The organism is Hymenobacter negativus (genome assembly GCF_017571495.1).
Taxonomy (GTDB): Bacteria; Bacteroidota; Bacteroidia; order Cytophagales; family Hymenobacteraceae; genus Hymenobacter; species Hymenobacter negativus.
On the sequence record NZ_JAGETZ010000007.1, the window covers coordinates 201,405 to 221,926 of the forward strand.

Below are 20,522 nucleotides of genomic sequence, written 5' to 3' on the forward strand. Positions count from 1 at the left end.
GAATGAGGAGATTAGAAACCCAGATTGAGGCCGGCCAGGAACACGCGGGGCTGCGGATAGATGCCCAAATCCACGCCGCGCGAGCCCACTTCGGGGTCGAAGCCAGTGTATTTGGTCAGCGTCAGCAGATTTTGGGCGCTCACGTACACGCGCACCTGCTTGGTGTAGATGCGGTCCAGGATGGCTTTGGGCAGGTTGTAGCCCAGGGTCAGGGTTTTAATGCGCAGGTAAGAGCCGTCCTCCATGTAGTAGGTGCTCACGCGCAGGTTCTGGTTGGGGTCGCCGGCAATGGCGCGGGGCACGTCGTTGCTGGTGCCGGGGCCGGTCCAGCGGGCTAGCACGCGGGTGCTGCCGCTGCTGTTGCCGTAGAGGGCGCTTTCTAGCAGGTAGCGGTTCTGGTTGTAAATCTTATTGCCCTGCGAGCCCTGCACAAACACGTTCAGGTCGAAGCCCTTCCAGGTCACAGTGTTGTTGAAACCGTAGGTGAACGAAGGATTGGGGTTGCCGATAAACGTGCGGTCAGCCGCGTTGATGACGTTGTCGCCGTTCAGGTCCTTAAAGCGAATGTCGCCGGGGGCCGTGCCATTGGTCTGGAAAGCGTGGTTTTTCACATCTTCCGGCGTCTGAAACAAGCCATCGGCCACGAAACCATAGAATGAGCCGAAGGGCTGGCCCTGGTCGTAGCGCACAATCACACCGCTCAGAGCGCTCAAGCCGTTGTAGGGCTGCCCTACCCCGAGCGATTCGAGCTGGGTTTTGTAGGCTGACATGTTCAGCGTCGTGGTCCAGTTGAAATCGGCGCTCTGCACGTTGTGCGAGGTCAGCGAGAGGTCGATGCCGCGGTTGTAGGCCGAGGCCGCGTTGCGGTTCACGTTCTCATAAGTGCCCGAAACCAGCGACGGCGGCACCGGCGCAATCAGGTTCGGCGAGGTGCGGTTGTAGAGGTCAATGGTGGCTTCAAAGCGGTTGTCCAGGAAGCCCAGGTCGATGCCGAAGTTTGCTTGGTTGTTGGTTTCCCAGCGCAGTTCCGTGTTGGCCTGGCGCGTGGGGGCCGCGCCGGTTTGCAGCGTGCCGCCGCCGGTAGCCGATGTGCCGAAAGGCACCAGAATGCCCGAGTTCACGGCGTAGAGGTAGGCGAAGCGGCCGGCGTTGTTGGGGTTACCCACCTTGCCGTAGCCCGCCCGGATTTTCAGGTTGCTGATGACGCGGTTGCCCTTCAAAAATTCCTCTTCCGACACCCGCCAGCCGGCCGACACGCCGGGGAAGAAGCCAAACTGCTCGCCGGGCGGGAAGTTGCCCGAACCGTCGTAGCGGGCAATGGCCGAGAACAGGTACTTGCCGCCAAACTCGTAGTTGAGGCGTGCAAAGTAGCTGGCCAAGTGCGAGCGCGGGTCAACCTTACCAGCATTGGCCAGCGACGTGTTAATTGGCCCTGAGTTGATTACCGCCAGGTCGTTGCGCAGGTAACCCGTGCGGTAGGCCTCCACGTTGCTGTAGTTGAACTCCTGCGCCGACTGGCCGGCCAGCAAAGTCACTTGGTGCTTGTCGGCAAACAAGTGGTCGTAGGTGATGGTGTTCTCAATCAGGTAGCTAGGCGTGTAGCCTGAAGTGGCCGATGCGCCCGCGGTCAGTTGCGTGTAGCGCGTATTGTAAATCTCGGAACCCACGCGTAGCTCAGGTACGCCGGGCCGGAAAGAGTTGAAATTGTCAAAAATGAGGTCGGCGCCCACGTTGGTGCGGAAGCGCAGCCCTTTCACGGGCTCCAACTCAGCATACAGCGTGGTCAGCATCCGGTTGCGCACAAACTTCTGGTTGGTGATGGTGGCCGATGCCAGCGGGTTTTCCTCGATAAAGTTGTCCGAAGTGCGCGGCTCGTAGTAGTACCCATCGGGCCGATACACGGGCAGGAAAGCTGGAATGCGTAGCGTCTGCTGTACCGTGCCGTACTCGCCGCTGTTCGACGTAATCTGGCGGTCCTGCAGGTGCGTGAGCGAGATGCTATTGCCGATTTTGAATATCTTATTCAGCTGCACATCGCCGTTGGCCCGCAGCGTAAACCGCTCAAACTGTGAGCCGATAATGGTGCCGTCCTGCTGGAAATACGTGCCCGACAGTGCGTAGCGTGCTTTATCGCTGCCACCCGTGGCCGACAGCGAATAGTTCTGAATCGCGGCCTGACGGAAAACCTCGTCCTGCCAGTTGGTGCCCTCACCTAGTGACTTGGGGTCCCGCAGTTTGTTCACCACAATAGCATCGCCATTGGCAATTCGGTTTTCGTTGTTGATAACTGCGTACTCTTCCGCGTTCAGCAGGTCGAGCTTGCGCCACACCTGCTGAATGCCCCGGTAGCCGTCCACGTTCACCGTCGACACGCCAGCCTTGCCGCGTTTCGTGGTGATGATAACCACCCCGTTGGCTGCCCGCAGGCCGTAGATGGCCGTGGCCGAAGCATCCTTCAGAATGTCAATGCTTTCGATGTCATTGGGGCTGATGGCATTTAGTTGGTTTTCGCTGCCGTTGTCGGGCAATGGGAAGCCGTCCACTACGTACAGCGGGTTATTGTTGCCCGCCGAAGTGATTCCGCGTACCCGAATGGACGTGCCTGCCGCGCCGCCCGGCGCACCGCCGTTCGAGGTAACTGTGACACCCGCCGCGCGGCCCTGAATAGCCTGGGTAGCATCGGCCACCGGCTGCGAAGCGATTTCGCGCGACGACACCGACGACACGGCACCCGTCACGCTGCCGCGTTGCTGAGTGCCGTAGCCTACTACCACAATTTCGTTCAGCTTCTGCGTGTCCTCCTTCAGGCTAACGCTGATGGGGCTGCCGCTAACCACCGCGGCCGTCTGAGTGGTGTAGCCTACAAAGCTGAATACCAAGGTGCTGCCTTCTGGTGCATTCAGGCTGAACGCGCCATCAGAATTGGTGCTGGTGCCCAGCGTGGTGCCACGCACCAGTACTGTAACGCCAGGTAGGCCCGACCCGTCGGGGCCAGTCACACGGCCTGTTACGGGCACTTCGGCCAGGGGGCGAGCGAGTCGAATGGTAGCCGTTGCGGGAGCTGCTACGGCCACGGCAGGAATTCCGCAGGCCAGCAGCACAGCCGAGCGGCGTACCAGTGCAATGAGGTAAATGTTTCGCTTCATGGTGGGAGTTTTAAAAGTGAGTCAGCGAATTGGTGAGAAAAAAGTGAAACAGCTGTAAAGGCCCGAAAACGAGCTATTTAGTCGGAGAAGCTTCGGCTGTGGCCGCGCCGGGTCGCAGCAGGCCATTCGTGGGCCGCACGGTGCCCGTCGAGCCGTCGGGCGTGGTGGCGTTGCGGGCCACTGGTCCGCCCACGTAGCGGAACCGCGCGGTTTGGGAGCCCACGCGCAGGGTATACCAGCCAGTTTCCAGTTGGGGGCGGCCCTGACCATCGGGGTAGCTCAGGTCGTGCAGCGGGTCGATGTCAAATGTTAGTTCCCGGCTTTGGCCGGCGGCAAACTCCTGCTTGTCAAAGTGCTTCAGCATGCGCACCGGGCGGGCCACTCGGCCTACTTCATCGGTCAGAAACCACAGCGCCGTTTCCTGGCCGGCGCGGGCACCGGTGTTGGCTACGCGCACCGTAGCCCGCAGCCGGGAGCTCGGGCCGTTCAGCACCGAGTCAGTCAGGGCTAGGTTAGAATAGGTATAAGTCGTGTAGCTCATGCCCTCACCAAACTCGGTCAGCATCGAGCTTTTGTACTTGGGCGCCCGCTGCTCAAAACCGGCACCAAAGTCGCTCAGGTCGAGACTGTTCTCGTTGTTGTCGTGGTGGTAGTTGGTGATGTGGCCAGCGAACTGCGGATAGGTAAAAGGCAGCTTGCCGCTCGGGTTGGTTTTGCCGCTGATGATTTCGGCCAGCGCCGTGCCGCCGCCGTAGCCCGGCAGCCCCGCCCAGATAATGGCCGACGACCCCTCGCTAATGCTGCGAATAATGTTCGGCCGGCCGCCAATCATGACGACTACCGTGGGCTTGCCGCTGGCCTGCACCGTGCGCGTCAACTGCTGCTGGTCGTCGGGCAGGGTCAGGTCAGAAGTATTGCCGATGCCTTCGGTGTAGGGCCGCTCGCCAAGGGCCAGTACTACAGCGTCGGCCTGCTTGGCTGCGCTGGCGATGGTGGCTAGCAGCATTTTGCCCGTTTTGTCGTAGTAGGGCATCAGCTCCACTTTGGCCTGCGGATATTCCTGGCGGAGGGCTTCCAGCAGCGTAGGCACGTCCGTTGGGTACGCCTCTTCGGGACGGCCCTGCCAAGCCAGCGTCCATCCGCCGCACAGGTTGGCCCGCGAGTTGGCCGATGGGCCTACTACCAACAGCCGCTTTACGCGGCTTGGGGCCAGGGGCAGGGTATTTTTCTCATTCTTAAGCAGTACTACCGACTCGCGCGCTGCCGCCACCGCCTGGGCCCGAAAGGCCGGGTCGCCAATGCGGCTCAGCCGGTCGGCCCGGGGCATGGGGTTTTCAAACAAGCCGATTTCGTCCTTCAGCTGTAGTATCCGGCCCGCCGAAAGGTCGATGCGAGCCTGTGTGAGGCGGCCTTCCTGCACCAATTCCTTCACAATGCGGCAGAAGTTGGTGTTGTAGGGCGTCATGGCCATATCCACACCCGCATCAATGGCCATCCAGGTGGCTTCCTTCTCGTTAGCGGCCGTTTTCTGAATGCGAACCAGTCGGATAATGTCCTCCCAGTCAGTCACAGCCACGCCTTTGAAACCCATTTGCCGCCGCAGCAAGTCCGTTAGAATAGCTTTGGAAGCATGCACCGGCTCGCCATTGATTTCGCCGGAATTAATCATAATTGACTTCAAACCGGAATCGATTGCGGCTTGAAACGAAGGACGAAAGAACTCCTGCAGCCGCTGGTCGGGTATCAGGGCATTGGTGCGGTCCCAACCGTTGCGTGGGTCGGAGTAACCCAGAAAGTGCTTGCCGCAAGCGGCTACTTTATAAGGTGCTATCTCGGTGTTGGTCTGCATTTCACGCACGAAGGCCTCACCCAATGTAGCCGCCACCAAGGGGTCTTCGCCGTAGGTTTCGTAGAAGCGTGGCCAGTAGGTATTTACTCCCAAATCCAGCACCGGAGCAAACACCCAGTGGTGACCCAGGTCAGCCGATTCCATAATGGTAGCGCGGGCCGCCTGCTTGGCCAACTCAGGGTTGAAGCTGGCGCCAAGGTTGATGTTGTGCGGGAAAATGGCGGTGCCGCTCACATAGCTCGCCCCGTGCATATGGTCGATGCCATATATCATGGGGATGTGCAGCCGTGACTCGCGCACAGCAATGCGCTGAAGTGCGGCTGAGTAACGCAGCCACTGCATAGCTGGCACTGCCTCGCCGTTTAGGAAAGAGCCAATATGAAAATCCCGTACCAACCCGGCTGCTTTTGCCGAGTCTAGGGTTACATCTCCATTGGTGCCGTTATGATTTATCGCTGATAGGTTGAGTTGGGTCATCTGCCCGATTTTCTCTTCCAGAGTCATTTGGGCCAGCAGTTGCTGCACCCGCGGGCTAAAAGAAGTGATGGGCAGTTCCGGGGTGGCTGGTGTTACTGGAGATATTGGAACTGGTGTGCTGGCTGTAGTGGGTACCACTGCTCGCTGGCAGGCTGCGAGTAAAGGCAGGGCCAGCAGCATGTTTTTCCAGTGCGCACGCCGTACAATCGTGGTTGGTAGTACGCGCTGGACAGGTGCCCAAAGGCAGCCTATGGAGTTAAAAAAAGTAATCATTGAACAGGTGGGAATGGTCAAATGTATGGGCGTGTGTTTTGCAAATGCAAGCCCATAAATGGCCCAATCTGTCTATTTTAGGCATTTTTGCCACTTGTGTAGCAGGAACCTATACGCTTGCTGCACACGTAGCAATTCCCGTTTTGTTCCCTAATTCCCTACTTAACCCCTTTTCGGTAAACCAGCTGTTGGGCTAAAAAACAACGAAAAAAAACAGTGCTTCAACGAAAAAAAATAGCCTCAGAAGTCCAATGAGGATTTAGCCATCCGAAAATCTACTGGAATACCAAATAGTGGACAAATTGCGGTAGGGGCATTTCGCAAACGTTACCGGAACGCTCATGCTGCTTTTTCGTCTGGTTCGGCTAGCTCATCAGCCATGATTTCGGTGTCATAGCCGGCGTCCAACAGTACGTGCGTCCAGGGCTCGCCGTCTTCATAGTCGGGCGCCAGGCGGCGGCGCTGCAATGCCGCCATCACCTTCTGCGCAAATGCCCAGCTTGTCGCCTGACGTAGCTCCAGCACACGCGCCAGTTCGGCCGCCGAATAGCTGCCCCGATGGGCGTGCAGAAGGAAAACTGCGTACAGCGCCTTCACAATCGAAAACTTGCACTTTTGTAATAATGTGCCAGCGGTAGCTGACTCTACGTAGCGGCACCGGGTGCAGCGCCGGGCGTAGGGTTCGCGGGCTTCGCAGCTTTTCTCGTGGCCACACTTGCGGCAGCGGTAGCCGCCCTGGTCCCATTTCAAGCCAGCCAAGTAGCGCAGGCAGGCGTCCTTATCCGGGTAAATCTGGCTGAACTCACCGAAGTCCACCTCCCGGGCCTCGATGCGGGCGGCCTTCTCGGCGTGCAGGTCGCGGCTCAGCTCACCGTTGAGCTGCTCAATGGCCGCCGACTGCAAGGCTAGTAGGCCGTTGGCTTCAAGCAACTCACGGTTTTGGGCGGCTACTGTTTCGTTCTGGCGTCGTAGCTCGCCGGTGCGCTGGGCCACTAAGGCCTCTAACTCGGTGTTGAGGCGGTCTTTCAGTTCCTGGTTTTCGCGCATCTGCTCAACCAGCCGGTCCTGGGCCTGGTGCTTTTTGCGCAATTGCTTTAGGAGGCGGTGCTGGGTGAGTAGTGTAGTATCCATCAATCCCTTCAGCTTCTCGCCCAGTGCGTAGCTCAGAATGACGACTTCCAACACAAATGCCGCATTCAAGCTGTATACCGTGTAAGCATTGTTGTAGAAGTCGATGCCCAGCTTACGCATGATGAGGAAAGAGAGGCTGCCGGCCACCAAGGCCTGTGCCAGCAGCAGGTAGCGCGCCGGCTTCAATCCCTCTCTATACGCTTGAATGCCAATATAAAACAGTAGTCCATAGGGCAACAGATACAGCCAAAAGCTGAAACCTGAGTGCACTACTGCCGCATCGAGCAGTAGCAGCGCCGTACTCATGCCTACCACCCAGCGCCCAACGCGGTACAGCCGCGGCAGGCGCGAGGCCGCATCAAGAAAGCCATTGGCGTAAATAGCAAACGTAACCAGCAGCAGTACTGGTGCCACGGCCCCAATAAAGTGGTTGAATTTTGGCCCACCAGGCCATAAGTATTGGAAACCCAACCCGTCCTCGGTCAGGAACAGCAGAGCGCCACTAACCACGTAAAGCACGTACGACAAGTAGGTCTGCTCTTTCAGAAAGAAGAACAGAATCAGGTTGTAGAGCACCATAATGGCCAGTACGCCATAGAAGACGCCCAGCAGCCAGTATTGCAGCGACAGTTCTGGTATGAGCCCGGAGCCACTATGCAGCATGGCCCGAAAGCTGGTGCGTGTGTCCGAGCGCAGGCGCAGATAGTAGGTTACGGTTTGGCCCGGTCGGGGCGGTAGGTCAAAAAGAAAGTTTTTGTAGGGATGCGGGCGGGTGGCAAAGGGCAGGGTAGCGCCGGTAGCCACGCTGTCATAAGCCGACAGGCTGCCCTGCATGGGCCGGAAAAAGACGGCCCAGCCAATGTGCGAGTCATACAATTCCAAGTACCAAGCGGCGGTTTCGTTAGGGGCGTGGCGCATGGTAAGCCGCAGCCAGTAAGTGCTGTGCGGATGCTGGATGTTGGGTGGATGCCCGGAGCCCCGCATGACCACAAAACGACGGCTCCAGGCCGGAGACTGCACGTCGGCGATGGTAAGCCGGCCGGTGGGGTCCTCCAGCATGCTGTAGTAGTTGTCATCGAGGTAGTGTTCGGGCTGGGCCGGGTTGGTGGCCAGGGTGTCTTCGCGGGCTGCCTGGACTTGCGCAGGTATGAGCAGTACCAAGAGCAGCAATAAGTTGCGTACGCCGGACCACGCGTAGGGTAGTTTGTTGGCAGAGTTAGCTAATTGGGTAGGAACAAGCATAGCACGACTAACTTACGAACAATTATAATAGCTTGTTGGAATTGGGAAGTGAGCCTTTACTCACTTTGTTCAATTACATCCTCTGTTTAATTAATGGAGTAGTATGGTTGTTTGGATAATTAAGAATTTAAACGAGCAACGCCCGGCCGTGCGCTAGCACAACCGGGCGTTGCTCGTTTAAATAACTGATAATGAAAATCTACAAGCGGAACTGCGCACCTACTTTAATGCCGAAGTTGCTGGTTCCGGGCGCATCACGATAGGTAAGGCGGTGGATGAAGTCGACCCGCACGAATTTGAAAATGTTTTCGATGCCGTAGCCTACTTCTATATAAGGCGTAGAAATAGGGCCGGGCAGGTCGGGGCTATCGCCATTGATGCGTCGGCTGCGGTCCGAGAGTTTGCCGTAGAGTACGTTACCGGTAGCCACCAAACGCCAGTTGAGCGACCGCAGACCCGGAATAGAATTGACAAACAGGCCTTCAAAATGGTGGTCAAGGCGAAGGGTAGCCGAGCGGTCGGTGATGAACTCGAAGTAGTTCATCAGGTTGAATGCGTTGGCGTTATAGAAAGGCGTCTGATTGCCCAGCGGGGTTTTCAGAATGAAATAGGGCAGCGCGGTTGGGATGTAATTGCCTTCGGCGCGGTAGGTCAGGCGGCCCAGTTGGCCCACCGACAGGCTGTGCACAATCGAAAGGTTGAACTTGTGGTACATGAAATTACCTTGATTCCAGTCAATAGCACCCAGCGTGTAGCGGAGCCCAAACACCGGCCAGCGTTTCAGGCCCACGGCCCGCCGACGGTTCTCGCTTTGCACTAGGTTTTCATCGGGAGCATAGCGCGACTCCGATACTAGCTCGCTCAGGTGCAATCCGTTGGATTCTGGTGCGTCGCTTACTGGCGGCATGTTGGGACCCGGCCGGTGGCGAATGTCGAACAGTGGTTCGATGTTCTGGTAACGTAGGGTTAGGGTCTGGGTGAAGCCATGGAAGAGGTCGCGCTGCACGCTTAAAGCAGTGAGGTCGCGCAGCACGGGCTTGCCCTGGCGGAAGCGGCCCCAGCGCGAGGCAGCTACGAAAAGGTTGTTGTTGTCAAGGAAGTCATTGTCAAGCAAGGCTGCCTGTTCCACATCGTGCTTGAATTCGCCGGTGAAAACTGTCCAATGACGCCGCTCGGCAATGTAGCTGGTGCGGGCACCGTACTTGAAGCGGCCGTCTTTGGTGCCGTAGGCCACGTAGGCCTGCGTCACCCAGTTGCGACTGATGTCGGGTGTGGTGCGAAAGCCAAAACGGAAGCGGTTGCCTTCAAAGTCGTTGTTGGCGTATGCGTTGGCAATGGGGCCCAGGTCAAACTTGCCTACGCGCTTGTAGCCATTCACCAGCAAGTCAACCCAATCGAGCACATTGCGCACCGAGGGCAGTGACTTAGCGGAATCGAGTACGGCAAAAGTCTGGCGCTCACTCAAGCTCAGCGTGTCCGGCCGATGCTGGTCGAAATAGCCGCCGGCGCCGCTTTCCGGCATGCCCGGATTTAGCTTTCCTGCCAGGCTATTGTCGGTCGATTCCATCAACGACGACACAATTGGTTGGTCGTAGAAGCCGGTTTCTTCGTGCAGCTTGTTGCGCACGAAATTGCTGCTCACCGTGGTGAATCGCACCAGCATAGCAGCCTGCTTTTCGTAGGGTCGAACACTGATTACCAACTTGGTGCGTGCTGGCAGGCCAGGGCCATCGGTGGGGGGCGTGAGGTCCTGAAAAATGCGCAGGTCGCTCACAAAGTTGATGTTGGCTTCGGGGCTGGCTATCAGGTCGACCCGACGGAGGGCATACCCTTGGGCTGAAATCCAGATAGTACCCTTGAAAGCCAGGTCGTGGCTGCGCTTGGGCGTAACGCCAATCTTATAGCACCAGTCTTTGCCAATGAATACGGAATCCTGTAGCTCGTACTCGTAGGTGAGGCGGCCACCTTCGGCAATGGGCGAGATAAAATCCTTGCCCAGCACGTTTTGCCAGTTGGGATAAAAGTCGAAGTTCTGAAAGTTTGAGCCCAGCATTTGCGAAAGCACAGAGCCTTCGCGCGGACCAACTCCGCGCATCTGCTTGTGCAGCAGGTCTTCACGCCGGCGGAGAGGCGTGTACTTCTGGTAGACCCGTGAGCCGACTTCAGAGGCGAAGATGGGCAGCGGCGCATCAACATCGGCGGCCGCGGCGGCACCCTGACGCACGGCTAGCGCCCGAATATCCTTGATTACTTTCCGGTTAGAAAGGCTCTTAGGCAGGTCAATCAGGCTGGTTTCGATGCGGTTATACGAATCGAATTCTGCGGCCTTTAGAGCACTGCGCTCGTTTTCGGGCTTGTGCTTCTGCACTTCGCGCAGAATGCGAAAAGCTGGATTTTCTGGTTTGCGCGATGATACTACGACTTCGGCCAGGGCAACACCGCCGGATTTCAAACGGAAAAGCACTGTTTGCACCGCTGCATCGGAAAGCTTGCGCCGCTGAGTAGCAAAGCCCATCGCCGAAGCTGCGATAGAGTCGGGGGAGCCGGTTACAGCAAGCTTGAATTTGCCATCGGCATCAGCCGTGATGCCGGCGCTGGTTTTAGGGACGAAGATGGATGCAAACGGTACCGGCTCACCGTTCGTAGCTTCCACTACCTGGCCACTGATAACTATGCGCTGGGCTGCGGCTGGCAATGCGAAGAGGCATGCCAGGAGCAACGAAGCAAGAAATTTCATAAGTAGTAGTAAGAAGCCAAATACGAGGATTAGCAGTAGTCCCGCAATTTACGCAAAGCGTAAGTGGCTCCCAAGTAGTTCCGCGCCGAAAACAGGAAATTTTTGGACGAGTTGTTAAACCTGCTGGCTGAACTGTTGTCAGGGCCCGGTAAAGAGTATTTGCGATATAGTGAGTGGATACTAACCTGTAGTGCAGACCGGATTCACTTAAAGGTTTGAATAGTGGCTGATAGCGCGGGCTTTATCATGCCTCGAATAATCGTTCAATCATTACTCAGAATCGTGCAGCCATATCTTGGCACCTGGCAACACTACCACGCGTATACTCAGGTCGAGGAGCAGGCCGCGCAGCGGCGCGTGGGTTGCGTTGGGCTGCGTAATTTCCTCTACAGTAGCGCTACCGGGGTACTGTTCTCCATTGGGACCAGATACTATTACTGCCAGTGTGGTATGCAAAGCGTATGGTAGGAGGTGGGGTGTGGGGCCGGCCGGCAACACCAATAAACCCAGCCCTGGCAACGGCCAGGTAGCGGCAACCCGTAGCAGGAGAGTAGGCATGAGAAATTAGTGGTTAGGGGCCGTAGCAACTGTATCCGGGCTCGCGGATGCTTCAGGTTTTCGGTGGCGCGGTGCGGGACGCAGGAAGTTGGCCGCATTTGAAATCACGAAGACTGTTGACACGAAGCCAGCAATTTTCTCCAGTAGCAACAGTACTTGTGTACTGCCCGCTGCTGCCGTTGCATTGCCACCCGAATTGCTGATGAGCGTGCCCACGCTGTGGTAAAAAAGCTGCCCGAAAATGTCCAGCTCGGTTCCGGGCCGCAAGCCTGCAAAGGCGTGGTCGTTCACCCGATACAGGCAATAAAAATCGAGGGCAAACGACAGGGCAATCATGCCCAGATTGAGGGATACCAGCAGCACAAACTGTTGGAATGCCTGCCGTAGCGCCGCCAGCGCCCGGAAATTGTGCAGCAGAAAATAGCCGGTTTTGGCCGCCGCACCCAGTAGTAAAACTCCCGTAATGACATCCGGCGGCAAGCCCTCGTACTTGTCAATAAGGTACAGGCCCAGGCCCAGCAGGAGCAGCAGCCCATGCTGCCAGAGCAACTGATGAAATTGGTTCTGGGGTTTCAGGCGGTTCATATGGTCCAATAACAACGAGCTGGGTGTGCGCGAGGTGAATGGATGTACGGAAGGACGTCATGCCTCCGCTCGGCATGATGTCCGTTTAGCTTGTAGCTACACCTCTACTTTCAACGTGGCGGGTGCCTTCGTTACTTCAAATAGCTCACCATGGGGAACAATGGTTATTTGGCCGTACTCCCGGAGGAGCATTTTATAGGCATCGGCTACGGGGCGGGGCTTGCGGTCGAGGTCGAAGAGGCCGCAGGGGTTCACGGTGCCCACCTTGCGCTCCAAGCCCTTGTCCCAGTCAATCTGGTCGATAAGGGAGTACCAGGTGAAACCCAGCACGGGTACACCCTCCTTACGCATCCGCAGGATGTTAACCCACTGCTTCCATAGCCAGGTGGGGGCGTCTTTGGCTTCGAGCACGTTGGTCTCGGTGTGCATCACCGGCTTCTTGTAGCGCTGATAGTAGTCGTGGGTGATGTTGTACCAGCCCAGAACGTCCATGCTGGTACAGATTTCACCGTTCGGTAGCATAATTTTCTCGTTGCGGCCGTAGTAGTCGTTGCCCATTATCTGGTACCCGGGCGGCTCGCCAGCCATAAACCAATCGTATTCGCGGCGTGTTAGTCCGTTGTCATATAAGTAGTTGAGGACGTCGCCTTCGGGGTGATGCCCGTAGAGCAAATCGAGGGAGGCAAAGCGCAGCTTGTTCTGCATCTGTACTTCAAATGTATGCTCGGCCCGCAGCTCGTGGGTAAACTCAGCCGATTCGCTCTGCACAATCACGCAGTCGGGCCGGTGCTTGGCAATGCGTTGCGTGCCCATGATGCTGGCAGCCACCAAGTGCTTCAGCGCGGTCACAAAAGCCTTGTCTGACTTCAGCTGCTCATTCCAGATGCCGTCCTTAGCGCTCATCTTGGCCGTGACGTAAATCTCGTTCACTGGGGTGTAGAAGCGCACCCAAGGGTAGCGCTTAGCCACTTCCTCGCAATAAGCCGCGAAGTGCACGGGCAACTCCGAATTCTGAAAATTGCCCAGCCAGTCGGGCACCCCGAAGTGCATCAAATCCAAAATCGGGGTAATGCCCAGGCGCTGCATCTCGGCCATAGCCAAGTCGGCAAATTCCCAATCGTATTTGGTGGGACTCAGCTGAATCTTGTAATAGGGTAGGCCGTAGCGGAGCACCTTCAGGCCCATTTCCTTCACCAAGGCCAGGTCTTCCTTATAACGGTTATAATGGTCGCATTCGGCCAGCAGGTCGCGGCGGGTTTTGCCTTGGTCGATGGTCGGGTAGCTGCACTCGATGCCGGTAGCAAACATGAAGTTGTTCGGCAAGCCCGTGGGCAGGCCATTGCCGTTGTGGCCGGTAGCGCCGCCAAATTCGTCGCCCTCGAAGTTGCCGTCGCCGAAATGCTCTTTAATTTCTGTTAAGAAAGACTTCATAATATTTTAGTTGTCAGTTGCTCGTTGTCAGGTTCTTGCTATTGTGCATGGCTGCCAGCATTTGCTGGAAGAACCAACACTGACAACGAGCAACTGACAACTAAAATCAGGCGTCCCGGCGCTGTTGCTGTTCCAGAAACTTATCGGCCGTGCGCAGGCTCAGAGCCATGATGGTCAGGGCCGGGTTCACGCTCAGGGCGCTGGGGAAGGTGGAGTTGTCGGAGATGTAGAGGTTGGGCACGTCGAAGGCGCGCCCATTGGCGTCCACCACGGCATCGTCGCCGCTCCGGCCCATGCGGGCCGTGCCGATGACGTGAGCGTAGCGCTGAAACGACCAAATGTCGGTGGCCCCGGCGGCTTCCCAAATGGCGCGCATCGTCTTCTCAGCGTGGGCATTCATGCGCTGCTCGTTTTCCTGAGCGGTGAAGTGCAGGCGCGGTTTGGGCAGGCCGCGGACGTCTTTTTCCTCGGCTAGTTCCATGTAGTTGTCGGCGTGGGGCAGGCAGTCGCCGAGAATATTGATGCCGGCAATGTGGTTGTAATTCCGCATGTAGTCGCGTAGCTGCTGGCCCCAGTATTTGCGGCCCCGGGCCACCTGCCCGGCAAACGTGACGGGCATGATGCCAATGCTTTGCAGCAGGTAGCCGCCAATAAAATCAGCATCCTTCGGCCGGTGGGTATCCTGCGAAATCAGGCCGCCGGGAATGCCTTTGTTGGGCCGCACCTCATCGGCAAAGGTGCCGAAAACCTGCAGGCCGGGGTGGGCCATCAGGTTCTTGCCTACCTGTCCGCTGGTCAGGGCCAACTCATTCAGTAGCAGCAGGCGTGGCGTTTCCACCGAACCCGCGCAGATAAACAAGTGGCGGCAGCGCTGCCGCTGCTCAATGCCGTTTTGGGTGTATACCACGCCGGTGATGTAGCCCCGCGCATCGCGCTCAATCTCGGTTACGAAGCTGTTGGGCCGTATATCAGCCCCGTGCTTCACGGCCAGCGGAATAAAGGTGACATCCATGCTGGCCTTGGCGCCATTGGAGCAGCCGGCCTGGCAGAAACCCCGGTTGGTGCAGGCCTCCCGCCAGCCAATACCTTCTTGGTAATAACGGGCCGATAATGCTGCATTCGCCGCCGGTGAGGTACGGATACCGACCTTCTCCGCTCCGCGCACCATGAGCTGGGCGGCGCTATTGAGCGGCAGCGGTGCCAGCGGGTAGCCCTTACGACGCGTGGGGCCCCAGGGGTAAGGCGTTGGCCCCGAAATCCCCAGAAACTGTTCCAACTCCTCGTAATAGGGTTCCAGCTCCTCGTAGCTCACGGGCCAGTCCTCGCCCTGCCCAAAATCGCGCCGCACGTGCAGGTCGTCGGGCAGCGGGCGGGGCGTGTAGGCGGTGTAGTGCAGCGTGGAGCCGCCCACGCCGGTACCCGAGTTGTTCTTGCCCATGGCCAGTGGGTCGGCGCCGGCGGCCAGCCGCTCGTCGTTCCAGAACAGGAAGTTTTGCGCGGTTTCGTCGGTCGCAAAGTCTTTCTCCGGGTTGTGCCAGGGGCCGGCCTCCAGCACTACTACTTTTAGGCCGGCCATTGCCAGGCGGGCCAGCAGCGGCGCCCCGCCCGCGCCCAGGCCAATGACAATGCAGTCTACTTCATCGGCTTCGGGGGCAATGGCTTGTGGCTGCTCCAGGGGCGTGTCGACCGGGGTGGCGGCCGGGGCTGGCTCATCGGTCAGCAAGGCACGCAGGAGCGGGTCCTGGATTTCGGGTTTGACCGGATTGAGGACACCTTCTTCGAGAACTTCTTCGTCGGGCATTTTTAGCAGTAAGTGAATGAGTGACTGAGCGAATGGGTGACAGAGCAAGTGGGGAAAAGCATTCACCCATTCGCTCAGCTACTCATTCACCCATTAGAAGGCTCCCGGTCGTCTTTTTCGTTAAGGCCGATTTTCGTCCAGGCGGGTAGGTCGGCCATGCCCACGTAGCCGATTTCTTCCTGGGCCAGGGGGTGCGAGTAGTAGGCCTCGGTGAGCTCGGCCAGCAGTTCTTCAAAAAAGCGGCCAGCGTTCAAGGTTTCCCAGGTGGAGCCGGGCGGGGTAGTGCTGGCCAAGGCTTGCAGCACGGCGTCTTGCCCGGTGGCATCGAGCGCTTGGAAATCGGTTTGAAACATGGCCTGGGCTATTTCCTGAATGCCGCCCAGGCCCAGACGGTAGGCTTCGCGGTCGGGCGGCAGGGCGTCGTAGCGCCAGCCGTCGGCGCGGCCTTCGGCAAGGCGCTGGTCCACGGCAGGAGCCAGGGGAATAGGGGAGTCGGAGCGGTCGGGCTGCGGTAAAAGGCGGGCAGCTACGGCTTCCAGCAAAGCGAAGGATTCTGGGGCCAGGAACTGCGGCGCATATGCTGGCGCATCAAGGCGGGCTTGCAAGGCATCGCGCGTGGCTTCGGATACGTGTGGTGTGGCCAGCAGGGCGCGCACGGTGCCGCTTGGGTACGTGGGGAGGGACATAACAGGGGATTGGGCTGCTGGATACCGCATTCCAGACAGTTCAGCTAAATCCCATACGAGCAAAACCTCGTCAATGGTGGAAGTTTTAATGGTTATTTCTTCCACAAACCCCGTAAAAAAGCCGCCGCCGCGCAGGTGGCCCACTCTACCGGCTGCTGCCTTATTTAATCTAAAGCTGCAGAGTAGCCGCCTGGCAACAAAAGATTCGGAACATCTGGTACGCCGAAAGATAAAAGCCGCCTAGCGGTGACAGATTACCAACTGGGTCTGTCACCGCTAGGCGGCTTTTATCACCTTGAATGGTTACACTTCGGCAGAATAGCTTCTACTCGTCGCTGCTCAGCTTGCCACCCGTCACATGCACGAGGCTGCCGGTCATGAAGGAACCGTCTTGCGAGGCCAGTAGCACGTAGGCTGGGGCCAGTTCCTCGGGCTGGCCGGGGCGTTTTAAGGCGACTTCGTGGCCAAACTTGGCTACTTCCTCGCGGGGCATGGTGCCAGGGATGTTGGGCGTCCAGACCGGGCCGGGCACCACGCAGTTCACCCGAATGCCACGCTCACCCAGATACAGCGCCAACGACTTGGTGAGGGCATGAATGCCGGCCTTTGATGCGGCATAATCTACTAATATCGGGATGCCCACAATACCCACAATGCTGCCGGTATTGATGATGCAGTCGTCCTGTTTGAGGTGGGGAATCACGGCCTGCGCCATCCAGATGTAGCCCAGAATGTTGGTGTCGAAGGTGCGGCGAATCTGCTCCTCCGGAATGTCCTCGAACTTCTCCTGGCTCATCTGGAACGCGGCGTTGTTTACCAGAATGTTGAGGCCACCCAGTTCGGCCAGCGTGCGGCGCACCGCCTGCTTGCATTGCTCCGGGTCGCGCACGTCGAGCTGGAGCAGCAGGCACTTGCGCTTCTCTTTCTCTACCAGGCGGCGGGTTTCTTCGGCATCCTCCACGTTCTCGTTGAACACCACAGCCACGTGCGCACCCTCTTTGGCAAAGGCAATGGCCACGGCCCGGCCAATACCCGAATCGGCTCCGGTGATGATGGCGACTTTGTTGGTGAGCTTGCCGGCTGCTTTGTAGTTGGCCAGGTCCGAATCGGGTTGCAGCTTCATGTCTGCTTGCTTGGCCGGATAGGGCAGCTTTTGAGCGGCGGCCTTCATGTCTTTGGCCGTGGGACGGTGCTCTGGCTTGGCCGGCGCCGCTTTTTTGGGAGAATTGGCTGTGGCTGAAGTAGTCTGTTTGGTGGGCATAGCAGTTGGCAAGGGTGTAAGGCTGCTTACGCGAAAAAGGGCGACATGGCTAATGAGAAGGCAACTTCGGGCGTTGCGGGCAGCTCAGGTCAGGCCGTGAAATCTGCTCAGTTTGAGGTGTCGGGGTACTGCGGTGGCCTTTCGCTTGGGCGGTGCCGCTCTCGGTAGCGCCGGTACAGTTCAGCAGTAGTCCACATGGCCAGTAGCGGACCCAGAAAATACAGCCACAGCTCCGACCCGCTGCCAGCGGCCACCGCTGCGCCCAGTGAGCGGGCTGGGTTCAGACTCATACCCGAAAGCGGCGACTCTACCACCACAAAGAGCGCCAGCGTAAACCCAACAAGTGCCCCGGCCCACTGCTTGAAGCGCGCCGAGTGCAGCGACCAGAGCAACACGAGCATCAGGCCGGCCGAAATCAACAGCTCGGCCCCCAAGGCCAGCGCCCAGCCGTGCGCTCCCTCAGTGGGGCGCGTGGTATTGTAGTGAATTTCCGGATGGGCAAACCACGGCTTCAGTAGCCAAAACATGCCGAAGCCTGCCAGCAGCGCGCCCGAAAACTGTGCCAGCACATACCAGAGCGCATCGGCCGTGCCAATGTGCCCCAACTGCCAGAATCCCAGCGTCACGGCTGGGTTAAAGTGCGCCCCCGAGCGCTTGCCCCAGGGCGAGTAGGCCATGGCCACTATTAGCAGTCCCACGGCCAGGCCCACCCCGATGCGCTGCACCCAGGCGCTCGGTCCCAGGGCTCGGGCCAGCGCCGAATCGGGATGGTGAAACACCACAGAAGCTACGCTCGAAACCGTGAGGAAAGCCATGATACCAGCAGCTTCGACCATGTAGTGGCGCCAGTTGTGGCGCAGGGCCTGAAACAGTTGAGCGGCGAAAGCCATGCGGGAAGCGGGCTGGGGTACCTGTCTGCAACGCAAAAACGGCCAACGGGTTAAGCGAAGTCCTCACAACCGGCGCAGCACCACGCGGCGGTTGCGGGGGCGCTGGGTGGGGTCGGCATTATCGGCCACGGGCTGAGTGCCGCCGTAGCCTTTGGGCTGAAGCTGGGCCGTGCCCACGCCGTGGGCTGTGAGGTAGAGGCATACCACTTCGGCCCGCTGTTGCGAAAGCTGGCGGTTCAGCTCCGCATTGCCCACGTTATCGGTGTGGCCCTGCACCTCAAAGCGCAGCTCCGGCCGGGTGCGCAGGGTGGCGGCCAGCGCATTGAGCGCCGTGCGCACGGGTGGCAGCAGCCCGGCTTTACCCTGTTCAAAATATAGCTCGGGCAGCGTCACGGTGCCACCCACGGCCAGCTTCGACAGCGAGGCCGTACTGCCGGAATCAGCCAGCAGCACGGTAGGAGCGGCAGCGGGCAGCGGGATTACCACTGCCGGGGAACCGCCTGGCAGGGTCGCTGGCTCCGGCAGCGGAGCCGGCCGGCGGACTGGCTTGGGTGCCACCGTTGCCGGCCGGCTTGTGGCGACGGCAGGCGGTACGAAAATGACGCGGGCCGGCGCTGGTGCCGGTTTAGGTGGCTGCACTGCCGGTTTGGAGGCCGATGCGCTAGGTGCCGGTCGTGGGTTGCGACTATACAAAAAGCCCGTAGGAATCGGCTCGGGCTTGGGCGTTTCGGCCGTCATACCCCAAAGGTTGCGCCACGACGAAACCGGCGGCTTTAATGGCTTGTCGGGCCGCTCCCAGGTAATACGCATGCTGGTATCGATGATGTCCTGATAATAATCGACACGCAGCTTGTAGGGCTCACCCGCTTTCAGCTCCACGCTGGTAGTGAAGGTGCGCACCGGCTGCGGCCGCCACTCATTCATAATCAGATTGTCATTCAGCCAGATGCGGACCCCATCGTCCACAGTCACGTGCAGTAGGTAGCGCCCGCTGGCTGGCGGCACCAGCCAGCCGGTCCAGCGCACCGAGAAGTACTCGGCCGGCATCCCTGGCACCGGCGGCGCATGGCCCCAGTCAAAAGCCAGCGTGGCATCGCGCCGCCGCGTTACAAGGCGGTCAAATTCTGGTCCGTTGTAGTATTCACCGAGAATGCCGTCGCCGGTTGGCAGCGCCTGAACCTGAGCTTCGGCCGGGCCGGAGGTTGCTGCCAGCAAGCCTGGTATGATGAGCCAGCACTTCCGGGTTAGGAATGAATAGACAGGGCGAAGCATGCGAGTATAACGGTGAAGAAGGCTTCTCTAGTGCATGCCTTGAGACTACCGCCTCACCAGTTACTCAAACTCGTTGCCGCAGTGAAAGCAGTGAAAACGGTTGCCCCGCACCGGAAACCGCAGCAGCACCGATAGCAACGACGCCCAAAACCCATAGGTGTTGCGTGTAGCCGGCCCATACGCCACATTCGACGAGCCACAGCGGGGGCAGCGGGGCGTCACCGGGTCGGGCGCATCGGCAGCGAAAGAAGCCACGTCGGGCTCAGTAGCCAGGGGTACCGGCTCATGGTGTAGGATTTCCAGGGCGGCTTCGGCATCGCGTTGGAGCACGTACAGCCGCACGCCGCCCGTAATGGGGCTGTAGAGCGGTATCAGCGAGACCAAATTCTCGTTGCTCAGAAAACACGGAATACCCGCTGCTTCCAGCCGCGTGCGCGCCAGGTTAGCTGCCATCGGCTCATAAAACGATTCAAGAAAAACGACGGAATCGGGAGCAGACATGCAGGACTAGTAGGGTTGAATGTTGAGGGTTGCGTTTTAAAGGTTGAATGCGAGTGTTATCAAATCCAAACGACTCAACCCATCGAGCGCAACCCTTAACATTCAACAGTGCTTACTTTGGCTGCTGCCGGGTGGCGGCGTCGATTCCTTTGGCGGCGTGGCCAGCTTGCAGCGCCACAAACTCGGCTTGCCGGGCTCGCACGCGCACCTCATCGCGGGCCGGCATGTCCATCCGGATTTGCTTCAACTGGTCGTTCAGGCGCTGGTACACGGCGCGGGCGTAGTCCCAGTCGCGGTCGGTCCAAGAAGTGCGCTGGGTGCGGGTTTCGCGTACCAGCTGTCCGTAGGCCGCCGGCAGGTCCTGGGGCGTAAGGGCGTTGATTTGGCCGGAGTAGGGGCCCATCAGCTTGGCTTCCATGGCCAGCTCCTGGCGCGGGTCGAGGGGCCGGGCGCGACGGGCGCGGTTGTTAGCGTTGTAGGTAGCCGCGCCTTTGCCAATGCGGGCCAGCTTGTGGGTCGCGGTGCGGGCCACGGTATCCAGCTTGTGGCCGGCTTCGCGGGCGGCTTCCTGCCGCTCACGGGGCGTAGAGTCGCAGCTGCTGAGCAGCAAAGAAACAGCCAGCAGCGCACCGCTGAAGGGCTTTAAGCCCGAAAATTGGTTGTGCAAAACACCTTTCATAGC

At 58.8% G+C, this 20,522-nt stretch carries 14 protein-coding genes; all 14 read right to left on the reverse strand.

Annotation, left to right across the window (positions count from 1 at the left end; all coding sequences use genetic code 11):
* Positions 1-11 precede the first annotated feature (11 nt).
* A complete protein-coding gene (locus J4E00_RS16200; RefSeq protein ID WP_208176224.1) occupies positions 12-3,146 on the reverse strand; it encodes a SusC/RagA family TonB-linked outer membrane protein in 3,135 nt (1,044 codons plus the stop codon).
* Between the two features lie 73 nt (positions 3,147-3,219).
* Complete coding sequence (locus tag J4E00_RS16205) at positions 3,220-5,745, reverse strand: glycoside hydrolase family 3 N-terminal domain-containing protein (protein ID WP_208176225.1); 2,526 nt, start codon at positions 5,743-5,745, stop codon at positions 3,220-3,222.
* A gap of 339 nt (positions 5,746-6,084) precedes the next feature.
* The gene (locus J4E00_RS16210) at positions 6,085-8,118 is read right to left on the reverse strand and encodes a 7TM diverse intracellular signaling domain-containing protein (protein WP_208176226.1); all 2,034 of its coding nucleotides are present in this window, start codon (positions 8,116-8,118) and stop codon (positions 6,085-6,087) included.
* Between the two features lie 199 nt (positions 8,119-8,317).
* Positions 8,318-10,855, reverse strand: coding sequence for a DUF5686 and carboxypeptidase-like regulatory domain-containing protein (locus J4E00_RS16215; RefSeq protein ID WP_208176227.1), 2,538 nt, complete (start codon positions 10,853-10,855; stop codon positions 8,318-8,320).
* A gap of 270 nt (positions 10,856-11,125) precedes the next feature.
* A complete protein-coding gene (locus J4E00_RS16220) occupies positions 11,126-11,413 on the reverse strand; it encodes a hypothetical protein (RefSeq protein ID WP_208176228.1) in 288 nt (95 codons plus the stop codon).
* Positions 11,414-11,419: 6 nt separating this feature from the next.
* The gene (locus J4E00_RS16225; protein ID WP_208176229.1) at positions 11,420-11,998 is read right to left on the reverse strand and encodes a hypothetical protein; all 579 of its coding nucleotides are present in this window, start codon (positions 11,996-11,998) and stop codon (positions 11,420-11,422) included.
* 96 nt (positions 11,999-12,094) lie between these two features.
* On the reverse strand, positions 12,095-13,429 hold the full coding sequence (locus J4E00_RS16230; RefSeq protein ID WP_208176230.1) for a family 1 glycosylhydrolase: 1,335 nt from the start codon (positions 13,427-13,429) through the stop codon (positions 12,095-12,097).
* Between the two features lie 106 nt (positions 13,430-13,535).
* Positions 13,536-15,230 (reverse strand): GMC family oxidoreductase, encoded by a 1,695-nt coding sequence (locus J4E00_RS16235; protein WP_208176231.1) that lies wholly within the window; start codon positions 15,228-15,230, stop codon positions 13,536-13,538.
* Between the two features lie 86 nt (positions 15,231-15,316).
* Positions 15,317-15,916: a gluconate 2-dehydrogenase subunit 3 family protein gene (locus J4E00_RS16240; protein ID WP_208176232.1), complete on the reverse strand. Its 600-nt coding sequence runs from the start codon at positions 15,914-15,916 to the stop codon at positions 15,317-15,319.
* Positions 15,917-16,241: 325 nt separating this feature from the next.
* Positions 16,242-17,087 carry an SDR family oxidoreductase gene (locus J4E00_RS16245; RefSeq protein ID WP_410779758.1) on the reverse strand — a complete coding sequence of 282 codons (846 nt, stop codon included), beginning with the start codon at positions 17,085-17,087 and terminating at the stop codon, positions 16,242-16,244.
* Positions 17,088-17,284: 197 nt separating this feature from the next.
* Positions 17,285-18,067: an MIP/aquaporin family protein gene (locus J4E00_RS16250; protein WP_208176234.1), complete on the reverse strand. Its 783-nt coding sequence runs from the start codon at positions 18,065-18,067 to the stop codon at positions 17,285-17,287.
* Between the two features lie 63 nt (positions 18,068-18,130).
* Positions 18,131-19,339: a PA14 domain-containing protein gene (locus J4E00_RS29555; protein ID WP_236049849.1), complete on the reverse strand. Its 1,209-nt coding sequence runs from the start codon at positions 19,337-19,339 to the stop codon at positions 18,131-18,133.
* Between the two features lie 60 nt (positions 19,340-19,399).
* Positions 19,400-19,840, reverse strand: a complete 441-nt coding sequence (locus J4E00_RS16260; RefSeq protein ID WP_208176235.1) for a DUF2007 domain-containing protein — start codon at positions 19,838-19,840, stop codon at positions 19,400-19,402.
* Between the two features lie 112 nt (positions 19,841-19,952).
* On the reverse strand, positions 19,953-20,519 hold the full coding sequence (locus J4E00_RS16265; RefSeq protein ID WP_208176236.1) for a hypothetical protein: 567 nt from the start codon (positions 20,517-20,519) through the stop codon (positions 19,953-19,955).
* Between the last annotated feature and the right edge of the window lie 3 nt (positions 20,520-20,522).

Bases quoted from the DNA above. Each gene is read 5' to 3' on its own strand.
- J4E00_RS16240 (WP_208176232.1), bottom strand. From the start codon at position 15,916: ATGTCCCTCCCCACGTACCCAAGCGGCACCGTGCGCGCCCTGCTGGCC.
- J4E00_RS16205 (WP_208176225.1), bottom strand. From the start codon at position 5,745: ATGATTACTTTTTTTAACTCCATAGGCTGCCTTTGGGCACCTGTCCAG.
- J4E00_RS16225 (WP_208176229.1), bottom strand. From the start codon at position 11,998: ATGAACCGCCTGAAACCCCAGAACCAATTTCATCAGTTGCTCTGGCAG.
- J4E00_RS16260 (WP_208176235.1), bottom strand. From the start codon at position 19,840: ATGTCTGCTCCCGATTCCGTCGTTTTTCTTGAATCGTTTTATGAGCCG.
- J4E00_RS16200 (WP_208176224.1), bottom strand. From the start codon at position 3,146: ATGAAGCGAAACATTTACCTCATTGCACTGGTACGCCGCTCGGCTGTG.
- J4E00_RS29555 (WP_236049849.1), bottom strand. From the start codon at position 19,339: ATGCTTCGCCCTGTCTATTCATTCCTAACCCGGAAGTGCTGGCTCATC.
- J4E00_RS16245 (WP_410779758.1), bottom strand. From the start codon at position 17,087: ATGAAGGCCGCCGCTCAAAAGCTGCCCTATCCGGCCAAGCAAGCAGAC.
- J4E00_RS16265 (WP_208176236.1), bottom strand. From the start codon at position 20,519: ATGAAAGGTGTTTTGCACAACCAATTTTCGGGCTTAAAGCCCTTCAGC.
- J4E00_RS16235 (WP_208176231.1), bottom strand. From the start codon at position 15,230: ATGCCCGACGAAGAAGTTCTCGAAGAAGGTGTCCTCAATCCGGTCAAA.
- J4E00_RS16230 (WP_208176230.1), bottom strand. From the start codon at position 13,429: ATGAAGTCTTTCTTAACAGAAATTAAAGAGCATTTCGGCGACGGCAAC.
- J4E00_RS16210 (WP_208176226.1), bottom strand. From the start codon at position 8,118: ATGCTTGTTCCTACCCAATTAGCTAACTCTGCCAACAAACTACCCTAC.
- J4E00_RS16220 (WP_208176228.1), bottom strand. From the start codon at position 11,413: ATGCCTACTCTCCTGCTACGGGTTGCCGCTACCTGGCCGTTGCCAGGG.
- J4E00_RS16250 (WP_208176234.1), bottom strand. From the start codon at position 18,067: ATGGCTTTCGCCGCTCAACTGTTTCAGGCCCTGCGCCACAACTGGCGC.
- J4E00_RS16215 (WP_208176227.1), bottom strand. From the start codon at position 10,855: ATGAAATTTCTTGCTTCGTTGCTCCTGGCATGCCTCTTCGCATTGCCA.